This is a genomic window from Tropicimonas marinistellae, from assembly GCF_001509585.1.
Taxonomy (GTDB): Bacteria; Pseudomonadota; Alphaproteobacteria; order Rhodobacterales; family Rhodobacteraceae; genus Tropicimonas; species Tropicimonas marinistellae.
Genome location: NZ_LNCI01000025.1, coordinates 1 through 10,220, shown reverse-complemented (window position 1 = coordinate 10,220; position 10,220 = coordinate 1). Strand labels below are relative to the sequence as shown.

The window sequence follows — 10,220 nt, the reverse complement described above, 5'->3', positions numbered from 1 at the left end:
TAACTCTCAATACAGATGAAAATCAACCGCATCCAAATTCCGAACGCATAGCCATGCCGGTTTCTTAACGCCGTCTCGCATGCGCCGTGTTCTCGCGTGTCGATGGGAGCCGTGAACTTGCGCGGAAAGCGGTGTGGCAGGTGCGTCCGGCTTTCCTCAACTCATGAAAATGCCAGACTCATGACAATGCCAGGCTGTGCCTAGTCGGCATCGAACGTATACGGCTCGACAATATCGGCGCGCAGGAAGTAGCCGACATCCGCAAGATCGGTCTCGGCGGCCGTCGTCCCGAGGGTTCCGGTGACGTAGACGGGCTCGAACAAGCCTGAGAATTCCTGCGGTTCGGCGCTGTCGACCAGGATGAGCTGGTTGGAAGGCGGCGGCGGCACGTGGATGCAGGCGCCGACATAGGGCACGAGGAGGAAGGACGTCACGCCGGTGCTGAGGTATTCGAGCGGCACGACGTAGCCCGGGATCCGGATCTGCTTCCCGGTATAGGCATCGGTGACCGGCGCGAAACCCGGATCGGCAGGCGCTGCGCTGATCTGATCGTGACCGATAATCCCAAGCGTTTCATAGGCGCTGCCGATGGCGTCGGTCTCGCTGGGGATCAGGTCGGCCCAATCAATCTCGATGACCTCTTCGGAGGCACGCAGTGGCACGGCCGCGGCGAGGGCCGGGGCCATGCAGAGGCGGAGAAAGGGACGCCGTCCAAGGACCGTTTTCATGGGGTGTTTACTCCGTCTCGGTGGCAAAGCTCTGATCCTGGCGCGCCAGCATGACATAGGTCGACACCGGAATGGCGGCATTGGCGGAGCGGATCTGTCCGCTTTCCAGAACCTGTGCAAGTGCATCGCCCATGCCGAAGTCATAGCGGAATTGAAACTGGCGTGCCACGGCACCGGCGTGTTCGGGATGGCTGGAGAGAACGTTGGCCAGTGTCGTGAGGATTTCTGCGCGCCTCTCGGGGGCGGCGGCACCGGCATGGATGGCCAGTGCTTCGACAACAAGTTCGACCTGATCGGCTGGCGCGGGGGTGTCGGCAAGGAACATCTCCACGAGACGCGTCACCCCGGCGATGCCGTCTCGTTCCACGACAGCCGTTGCATAGGGACCGAGGTTGGTGGTCGCGCCGGACTTGCGGCTGCGTTCAAGGCCTGCTGAGAGCGTCGTCTGCGCGTGTTCGCCTTGCGTGAATCCAAGCAGCAGAATGCGGATCGGCTGATAGGGCATCTCGCTGGGAATCCAGAGCGATTTGAGAATGCGGTCGGGGTTTGGGGTGAGCGACAAGGAGCGGAGGAGGTCGTAGGGCGCCGTGTCCAGTTCGCGCAGCGCGAGGGCATGGATCGCCGGGTCGGGGTGTTGCAAGAGATCTGCGAAGTACTGGTACCGGCCGAGATCGTCGCCCATGATCCAGTTTTCCTTGTGCGCCATGATCGTCTCGACCACGTCCCGATGGGCGGGGTCGAGATAGGCAAGGCGCAGGAAGGGGCCGTAGGCTCCGTCATCGCGGGCGAAGAGAACCGTATCGTCCGGGTTCAGGGCGAGCTTGCGGCGCGTCGTGCTGTCGACAAGTGTGGGCAGGTCCGCCTGCGCCATTGTTCCTTCGAGCGCTTCGACGGCCTGAAAGCGGAACGGATCCTCCGGATTCGGGCGGGCCAGGACGACGTTTTCGGTGGCAAGCAGCCGGTCCACGAGCGTCTGTTCCGGCAGGTAGTTATGAAAGGCGCAGGCCGACGCCGGATCCGCACGCACGGCGAGCGCGAGCGCGAGTGCGGGTAGCAGCGATGGGTAGCGCATGGCCTCCTCCTAGGTGCGGATGGTCATTCCGTCCGCAAGCGAGATCCGATAGGCTCGGATTGCCGGAAAGAACCCGACCAGTGTACCGCCCGCGACGACGGCGGCAATCCCGGCCCATTCGCGCGGCGTGAGAGCGGAAATCGGCAGGTACAATCCGAATGCCGCATCCACGTAGGGGCGCGCAATCCACAATCCCGTGTAGAGAAGGGCGACGCCGAGGGCGGCACCTGCAGCAGCCATCAGAGCGGCCTCCAGGACAAGGAGGCCGAGGATCGTGCCGGGCCGGGCGCCCACGGCGCGGAAGATCGCCATCTCGCGGCGCCGTTCGTTGAGGCCGGAGAAGATCATCGCCGCCATGCCGATGAGCGCCGTTGCCACCACCATGGCGGAGACGCCGAACAGCGCGGTTTCGGCCACCCCAACGATCTCCCAGAGCTCTTGCAGCGCGACGCCCGGGATGACGGCCATCAGCGGTTCCTCCCGGTATTCGTTGATCGCGCGTTGCAGCCGGAAGACCTGCAACGGCGATTCCACCCCGATCATCGCCGCCGTGATCGCCGACGGAGCGAGGTCCATCCCGCGCACCGCGTCGGCGGACACCGGGTTGGCCGATTGCGCGCCCTCCTGCCAGTCCACGTGGATGGCTTCGATGGCCTTGAGGCTCACGATCACGGTGCGGTCGACCGGCGTGCCGGTCTTGGCGAGGATACCGGCGACGCGGAAGGGCTTGTCGTCATGTTCGGTGAAGGAAGCGAGGCCGTGGGCGACGACGATGGGGTCTCCGATCCGGTAGCCCAGCTGGCGGGCGACATCGGCGCCGATGACGGTATCGAAGAGATCGTCGAAGCGGTTCCCCTCGGCGAGTGTCAGATCCTGCCCGCCGCGATACTTGTAGCGGTCGAAATACGCCGCGGTGGTGCCCATGACCCGGAAGCCGCGATGACTGTCGCCCAGCGAGATCGGCACGGCCCAGGCGACACCGGGTTGGGAGATCACGTCCTCGTAGCTTTCCCAGGTGATGTTGTTGGTCGCATTGCCGATCCGGAACACGGAATAGAGGAGCAATTGCACGCCGCCGGTTCGGGCGCCGATGATGAGGTCGGTGTCGGAGATCGTGTCGGCAAAGCTGGCGCGCGCGCCGGTGCGCACCTTCTCCACGCCGAGGAAGAGCGCGGTCGAGAGCGCGATGGCCAGAACCGTCAGCCCGACGGTGATCCGGCGGCTGATCAACGAGCGAATGGCCAGTCGCAGGAGGATCATGCGGCGTCCTCCCGATGGGTCCGCGCAATGTCCGACAGGCTCACCTCGCGGTCGAACCGGGTGGCGAGCCGTGCGTCGTGGCTGACCAACACCAGTGTCGCGCCGAAGGCTTGCACGCGCTCGAACAGCAGGTCGAGGAAGGCGGATTGCGCGCCGGCGTCGAGCGCGGAGGTCGGTTCGTCGGCGATGATGAGCGGGGGGTGCCCGATCAACGCCCGCGCCACGGCGACCCGTTGTTGCTGACCGACGCTCAGGTCGGCCGCCGGAGCGTGTTCGATCAGGCTCCGCGACAGCCCCAGCGTGTCGGTCAGGTCAAGCGCGGCGGCGCGTGGATCGCCGCAGCGCTGGCGACGCTCCGGCGCGAAATGCAGGGGCAGGAGGATGTTGTCGAGCGGGCTGGCATAGGGCAGCAGGTTGAACATCTGGAAGATCACGCCGATCCGCTCGGCTCGGAACCGGTCGCGCGCCGCACCGCGCAGCGCGCCAAGGTCGGTGCCGTCCACCTCCACCTGCCCGGAAGCCGGCTTGTTCACCCCGCAGACAAGGCTCAGGAGGGTGGATTTGCCCGAACCGCTTTCTCCGAAGAGGAAAACCGTCTCACCGCGACGAACCGAGAAGGTGTCGACCGCGAGGCCGAAGCGCCGGCGGCCGCCCCATGCAAAGCGCAGATTGCTGATGGCGATGGCATCTGCTGTCGTGGGGCGGCTCGGGTCGGTCACAATTGGCTCGGGACTTGGTGGTCAGAACTTGCCTTTCACATCGAGCACCGGGTCGTCGCGGGTGACTTCGGCGCCGAAGCCACCCTTGTCGGAAACGAGCTGAATCTCAAGCTCCTGCGCGCCGGGAAACCGCTCGAAATACGGAAAGGCAATACTGTCGATCTGGTCCGGCGCGGCGCAGGTGAAGGTCGCGTGGGCATGAAACTCGGTATGGCCGGCCTCGTCCGCATGGTCTTCGTCCGAATGATCGTCGTCATGCGCATGCTCTTCCGCATGGTCATCATGATTGTCGTCGTCCGCATGCTCTTCTGCATGGTCATCGTGTTCGTCTTCGTGCGCGTGATCGTCCGCCTCCGACTCCTCGTGGTCATGCGCCGCGTGTTCGTCGTCGTCGTGATGGTCCTCCTCGCCCAGCGACTCCAGTTCGGCTTCCGTGTCGGTCGCGCGGCATTCGGCGGCGTCTGGCAGGGTGAGGTATTCAGCGGGGTCTGACAGCGCAGCTATCGCCTCGGCAACGGCGGCCTTGTCGGCGTCGCTTTCGGCCGAGTGTTCGAATCCGACGATATCTGCGCCCGGCGCGCGAAGCGCGATCTCCATGATGTTTCCGGCGATCGCGATGTCGAGCGTTCCGGCCCCGTGTTCGTGCGCGTCAAGTTGGCGGGTCTCTGCGCTGGCGGCGGATGCGGCGAGCGCGGCAAGGACTGTGGTGAGGCAGAGGCGAGTCATGGAAGCTCCGTCATTCTTGGCAGAATTGGAATGATATTACATATCCAAAACGCAAATCGCGCGGAGAAGTCAAGAACGGTCCCGCGTCATTCCCTCCGCGTAAAGGTCTATCATGATCGCGGCATGGTCGCTGGCGTGCGGACGGTGCTCGCCCACGCCGTGCAAGCGCGGTCCCGGATAGGCTTCCGCCTCGCGAGACAGACCCTCGCGCAGCAAGCGCGGAATGGCGTTCGGATTCGCCACGGCCAGCGCGGGAGAACAGAGAATGGAATCGGGGCGGGAATAAACGTCGCGCCGTATCTCGTGATAGGACCAGCGCTGTCCTTGCGGGCGACGCTCCAGGAGATCGACCGCAAATCCGTCCAGCAAGGGTGCAATTGCCTTTTCGGCGAGTGGCACGCGGGCATCGGGCTCGTTCAGATCCCCGAGGATGAGCCAGTGCGCCGCCAACGGGTCCTGAAAACCGCGTTCGATCAGGCGGCGCAACCCGAGCGCCTCGGTTCTGCGCAATGCAAAGGTGGCGTCGGCGTCGGGGTAGGGGGCCTTGAAGTGGCAGTGAAACAGGGTGAGCCCCTCGACGTCGGCCTGCACACAGTCGCGGCAGAAGAGCGGGCGATAGGGTGGCTGGCCTGCCGCGGGGCTCAACCCGAGGTCTTCGGGACGTAGCGCCGCGTGGCTCTTCACGGTTGTCGGCATGATGCGGCTGAGCAGGGCGATATTGCGCCCCATGCCATCGTTGCCGGGAAGGCAGATCCGATGCGGATAGGGCCGAAGCCCGGTCCGCACCAGAAACCGGTCGTGAAAGTGATCCAACGTCTCCTGGTCGTGGACTTCCTGCAGGGCGACGACGTCGGCGTCCATGTCGTGAAGCACGGCCGCCGTTAGCCGGCGATCCGCCATGTCGAGGCCCGGAGCGGAAGCCGTGTTGTCCGACGGGACATCGCCGTCCCGCGCGCCATCGAGCCGCATGTCACCCTGGTCCAGCTTTCGCAGGCGCATGTTCTGGACGTTGAATGTGGCAATGCGCACCACGTGCGGGGCCTATGCCGGCGGATCGCATTGTTGCACGGAAAGATCCTGCACCGGATCTGTCGGGGCACATTCCTCGCCGGTGATCGGGTAGTGCTCCGTGTCCGTGCAGGCAAATCCGAGTGCGGCGACGCCTAGGATTGCGAGAAACGTTCTGATCCTCATGGGTTCCTCCATTGAAACAACGGCCTCGGCCGGGTCGAAGGTCGCGAACCCGAATGCGGCGGGCTCCGGCTTCGGTGCCGGAATAATCGGGCCGTCGCGCCATGATCAGCGTAGTTCCCCTCATCAAAGAGGTTCTTTGACCGGAATCAAGGTGTGCGCGTTTGCCCGGACAACATCACACCGCGCCATTGACATGGAGCCGGAGGTACCCCATCGCCGGTAGATCACATTTCGGAAGGATCGTTCGTGTCACCCAATGTACGCGGCGCATTGTATATGTCGGCGGCAATGGCGTCGTTCACCCTGAACGACGCCTTCCTGAAATCGACCGCCAACGACATGTCGATGTTTCAGGCGGTGTTCCTGCGGGGCATTGCGAGCACCGTGCTCATGATTCTGCTGGCAGCCGCGACGGGATCGTTGCGCCTGCGCTTGCCGCGACAGGACAGGGCGATGGTTGTGCTGCGCACCGTTGGGGAAGTGGCCGCGGCGTATTTCTTCCTTACGGCGCTCTTTCACATGCCGATTGCAAACGCCACCGCGATCATGCAGGCCCTTCCCCTGACGGTGACGCTGGCGGGCGCCGTGTTCCTGGGGGAGGCCGTGGGATGGCGGCGGCTAACGGCCATTCTGGTCGGTTTTGCCGGCGTGATGCTGATTGTCCGCCCCGGCGCCGAGGGCTTCACGGTCTATTCGGTCTACGTCGTCATCGCGGTCGCCTGCGTTACGGTGCGGGATCTGGCCGCCCGCAAGGTATCGTCGGAGACGCCGTCGATGACCATCGCCATCGCCGCATCCGCCGGCGTGCTCGGTTTCGGCGCCATTGGCATGCTGGGCGAACCCTGGCAGCCCGTTTCGGTACAAAACTGGGTCTCCCTGGCCGGCGCCTCCGTCATGATCATCGGCGGGTATCTCTTCTCGACTCTCACCATGCGGACGGGTGAGATCGCCTTCATCGCGCCGTTCCGGTACACCTCCCTGCTCTGGGCGCTGCTGCTCGGGTTCGTGGTATTCGGCGACTGGCCGGATACGCTCACGTTGCTGGGCGCGTGCGTGGTGGTTTCGACCGGCATATTTACCTTCCGGCGCGAGCAGAAACTGGCTCGAAGCCGGGCCGCCGCGGGGTTCCATCCCCCAAGGGATGAAGCTTCTGTTGACAACCCGGACGATTCTATCTAGAGCACGCCCACTCGGTCGCGGGGAGTCCGTTCGACCGACCCTACAGGACTGAAGTGGTCAAGATCCGGGCCCGGCGCCCCGATCCTCTGTAAACCCACCCGTGTCGTTTCCGCGTACGAGGAAACGCCAGCGGTTTTTCGCGCTTTGCGGACGCGCAATGTGCGAGCACGAAAAAGAACCCCTCGCGGTACGCGCGAGAAGAAGAAGAAAGCTAGACTGGGGAACCGGAATGCCGACGATCCAACAGCTGATCCGCAAGCCGCGGCAGCCGAAAGTAAAACGATCCAAGTCGCAGCACCTTGAAAGCTGCCCGCAGAAGCGTGGGGTTTGCACCCGCGTCTACACCACCACGCCGAAGAAGCCGAACTCGGCCATGCGGAAAGTGGCCAAGGTTCGTCTGACGAATGGCTTCGAGGTCATCAGCTATATCCCCGGCGAGAGCCACAACCTGCAGGAGCACTCGGTGGTGCTGATCCGCGGCGGTCGTGTGAAAGACCTTCCCGGCGTGCGCTACCACATCCTGCGCGGTGTTCTGGATACCCAGGGCGTCAAGGATCGGAAGCAGCGTCGCTCGAAGTACGGCGCCAAGCGTCCCAAGTAAGGAGAGACTGACATGTCCCGTCGTCACGCTGCTGAGAAGCGCGAAGTCCTGCCCGACGCCAAATATGGCGATATCGTGCTGACCAAATTCATGAACAACCTGATGATCGACGGCAAGAAGTCGGTCGCCGAGCGCATCGTGTACAGCGCCCTGGACCGGGTCGAGAGCAAGCTGAAGCGCTCCCCGATCGAGGTGTTCACCGAGGCCCTCGACAACGTCAAGCCGTCGGTCGAGGTTCGCTCCCGCCGGGTTGGCGGCGCGACCTACCAGGTGCCCGTCGAAGTCCGGACCGAGCGTCGTGAAGCGCTGGCCATCCGCTGGATGATCGCCGCTGCACGCGCCCGCAACGAAAACACGATGGAAGAGCGGCTGGCCGGTGAGCTGGTCGATGCCGTGAACTCCCGCGGCAGCGCCGTCAAGAAGCGCGAAGACACCCACAAGATGGCCGACGCCAACAAGGCGTTCAGCCATTACCGATGGTAATTCCACTTTACGCCTAAGGACCCTCCCATGGCCCGCGAATACCCCCTCGACCGCTACCGCAACTTCGGCATCATGGCCCACATCGATGCCGGCAAGACCACCTGCTCGGAGCGTATCCTTTACTACACCGGCAAGTCCCACAACATCGGCGAAGTGCACGATGGCGCGGCGACGATGGACTGGATGGAGCAGGAGCAGGAGCGCGGTATCACCATCACTTCGGCTGCGACCACGACCTTCTGGGAGCGCACCGAGGACGGCAAGACCGCCGATACCGAGAAGCACCGCCTGAACATCATCGACACGCCCGGCCACGTCGACTTCACCATCGAAGTCGAGCGTTCCCTGGCCGTGCTCGACGGTGCCGTTTGCGTTCTGGACGCCAATGCCGGTGTCGAACCCCAGACCGAAACCGTCTGGCGCCAGGCCGACCGCTACCACGTTCCGCGGATCGTCTTCGTCAACAAGATGGACAAGATCGGCGCCGATTTCTTCAACTGCGTGAACATGATCGAGGACCGCACCGGTTCGCGTGCCGTGCCCGTGGCTCTGCCCATCGGTGCGGAGAGCGAGCTCGAGGGCCAGATCGACCTCATCACCATGAAGGAATGGCTCTGGAAGGGTGACGATCTCGGCGCGTCCTGGGAGCAGGTCGAGATCCGCGACGAACTCAAGGATGTCGCCGAAGAGTGGCGCGGGAAGATGATCGAGGCCGCCGTCGAAATGGACGACGACGCCATGGAGGCCTACCTCGAAGGCGAGGAGCCCGATGTGGCGACCCTGCGCAGCCTGCTCCGCAAGGGCACGCTGGCGTTGGAATTCGTTCCGGTGCTGGGCGGTTCGGCGTTCAAGAACAAGGGCGTTCAGCCGTTGCTCAATGCGGTGATCGACTACCTGCCGAGCCCGCTCGACGTTGTCGACTACATGGGCTTCAAGCCCGGCGACGAGACCGAGGAGCGCAACATCGCCCGCCGCGCGGACGACAACATGCCCTTCGCCGGTCTGGCGTTCAAGATCATGAACGACCCGTTCGTGGGCTCCCTCACCTTCACCCGGATCTATTCCGGCGTGATGAACAAGGGCGACTCGATCCTGAACTCCACCAAGGGCAAGCGCGAGCGCATCGGTCGTATGATGATGATGCACTCCAACAACCGCGAAGAGATCGAAGAGGCATTTGCCGGCGATATCATCGCGCTTGCGGGTCTGAAGGACACGACCACCGGCGACACGCTCTGCGACGCCAAGGAGCCGGTCGTCCTCGAAACCATGACCTTCCCCGATCCGGTCATCGAGATCGCCGTCGAGCCCAAGACCAAGGCCGACCAGGAGAAGATGTCCCAGGGCCTGCAGCGGCTTGCCGCCGAGGATCCGTCCTTCCGCGTCGAGACCGACATCGAGTCCGGTCAGACCATCATGAAGGGCATGGGCGAACTTCACCTGGACATCCTGGTTGATCGCCTGAAGCGGGAATTCAAGGTCGAGGCCAACATCGGTGCGCCGCAGGTGGCCTACCGCGAGACCATCTCCAAGGAGGTCGAGCATTCCTACACCCACAAGAAGCAGTCGGGTGGGTCGGGCCAGTTCGCCGAGGTGAAGATGATCATCACCCCAACGGAACCGGGCGAAGGCTATTCCTTCGAGAGCCGTATCGTTGGCGGTGCCGTGCCGAAGGAATATATCCCGGGCGTCGAGAAGGGCATCAAGTCGGTCATGGATTCCGGCCCGCTCGCCGGCTTCCCGGTGATCGACTTCAAGGTGGCGCTGATCGACGGCAAGTTCCACGACGTCGACTCCAGCGTTCTGGCGTTCGAAATCGCGGCCCGCATGGGTATGCGCGAGGGCATGAAGAAGGCCGGCGCCAAGCTGCTGGAACCGATCATGAAAGTCGAAGTGATCACGCCGGAAGAATACACCGGCGGCATCATCGGCGACCTCACGTCCCGTCGCGGTCAGGTCACCGGCCAGGAGCCCCGCGGCAATGCCGTGGCAATCAACGCCTTCGTGCCGCTGGCGAACATGTTCGGCTACATCAACAACCTGCGCTCCATGTCCTCGGGCCGGGCGCAGTTCACGATGCAGTTCGACCACTACGATCCGGTGCCGCAGAACATCTCCGACGAGATTCAGGCGAAATACGCATAACGATACCGGGATGGCGGGGTGAACCCCGCCCTACCCATCACCCGTAGGGCGGGGAGACCCCGCCACCCGAGCGAACAAGGAGGCCACCATGGCAAAGGAAAAGTTTGAGCGTA

General features: G+C 63.8%; 11 protein-coding genes. 4 read left to right on the top strand and 7 right to left on the bottom strand.

Features of this window, described 5'->3' with window-relative positions:
• Positions 1–200 precede the first annotated feature (200 nt).
• The 7 genes from ARC39_RS24950 to ARC39_RS25905 form a co-directional block, all read right to left on the bottom strand.
• On the bottom strand, positions 201–728 hold the full coding sequence (locus ARC39_RS24950; RefSeq protein WP_236545402.1) for a DUF3299 domain-containing protein: 528 nt from the start codon (positions 726–728) through the stop codon (positions 201–203).
• 7 nt (positions 729–735) lie between these two features.
• A complete protein-coding gene (locus ARC39_RS24945; RefSeq protein WP_068119547.1) occupies positions 736–1,800 on the bottom strand; it encodes a hypothetical protein in 1,065 nt (354 codons plus the stop codon).
• Between the two features lie 9 nt (positions 1,801–1,809).
• A complete protein-coding gene (locus ARC39_RS24940) occupies positions 1,810–3,057 on the bottom strand; it encodes an ABC transporter permease (RefSeq protein WP_068119552.1) in 1,248 nt (415 codons plus the stop codon).
• The gene (locus tag ARC39_RS24935) at positions 3,057–3,779 is read right to left on the bottom strand and encodes an ABC transporter ATP-binding protein (RefSeq protein WP_068119544.1); all 723 of its coding nucleotides are present in this window, start codon (positions 3,777–3,779) and stop codon (positions 3,057–3,059) included. The genes ARC39_RS24940 and ARC39_RS24935 overlap by 1 nt, the downstream gene beginning before the upstream one ends.
• A gap of 21 nt (positions 3,780–3,800) precedes the next feature.
• Positions 3,801–4,505, bottom strand: coding sequence for a ZrgA family zinc uptake protein (locus ARC39_RS24930; RefSeq protein WP_068119542.1), 705 nt, complete (start codon positions 4,503–4,505; stop codon positions 3,801–3,803).
• A gap of 69 nt (positions 4,506–4,574) precedes the next feature.
• Positions 4,575–5,534: an endonuclease/exonuclease/phosphatase family protein gene (locus ARC39_RS24925; protein WP_068119549.1), complete on the bottom strand. Its 960-nt coding sequence runs from the start codon at positions 5,532–5,534 to the stop codon at positions 4,575–4,577.
• Positions 5,535–5,546: 12 nt separating this feature from the next.
• Positions 5,547–5,699 carry a hypothetical protein gene (locus ARC39_RS25905; protein WP_161471011.1) on the bottom strand — a complete coding sequence of 51 codons (153 nt, stop codon included), beginning with the start codon at positions 5,697–5,699 and terminating at the stop codon, positions 5,547–5,549.
• 246 nt (positions 5,700–5,945) lie between these two features.
• Between ARC39_RS25905 and ARC39_RS24920 the strand changes: the two genes are divergently transcribed.
• The 4 genes from ARC39_RS24920 (at position 5,946) to fusA (ending at position 10,107) form a co-directional block, all read left to right on the top strand.
• The gene (locus tag ARC39_RS24920; RefSeq protein ID WP_236545401.1) at positions 5,946–6,878 is read left to right on the top strand and encodes a DMT family transporter; all 933 of its coding nucleotides are present in this window, start codon (positions 5,946–5,948) and stop codon (positions 6,876–6,878) included.
• 229 nt (positions 6,879–7,107) lie between these two features.
• Positions 7,108–7,479 (top strand): 30S ribosomal protein S12, encoded by a 372-nt coding sequence (gene rpsL / locus ARC39_RS24915; RefSeq protein WP_008182915.1) that lies wholly within the window; start codon positions 7,108–7,110, stop codon positions 7,477–7,479.
• A gap of 12 nt (positions 7,480–7,491) precedes the next feature.
• On the top strand, positions 7,492–7,962 hold the full coding sequence (rpsG, locus tag ARC39_RS24910) for a 30S ribosomal protein S7 (protein ID WP_068119536.1): 471 nt from the start codon (positions 7,492–7,494) through the stop codon (positions 7,960–7,962).
• Between the two features lie 27 nt (positions 7,963–7,989).
• Positions 7,990–10,107, top strand: a complete 2,118-nt coding sequence (gene fusA, locus ARC39_RS24905; RefSeq protein ID WP_068119531.1) for an elongation factor G — start codon at positions 7,990–7,992, stop codon at positions 10,105–10,107.
• Positions 10,108–10,220: the final 113 nt, after the last annotated feature.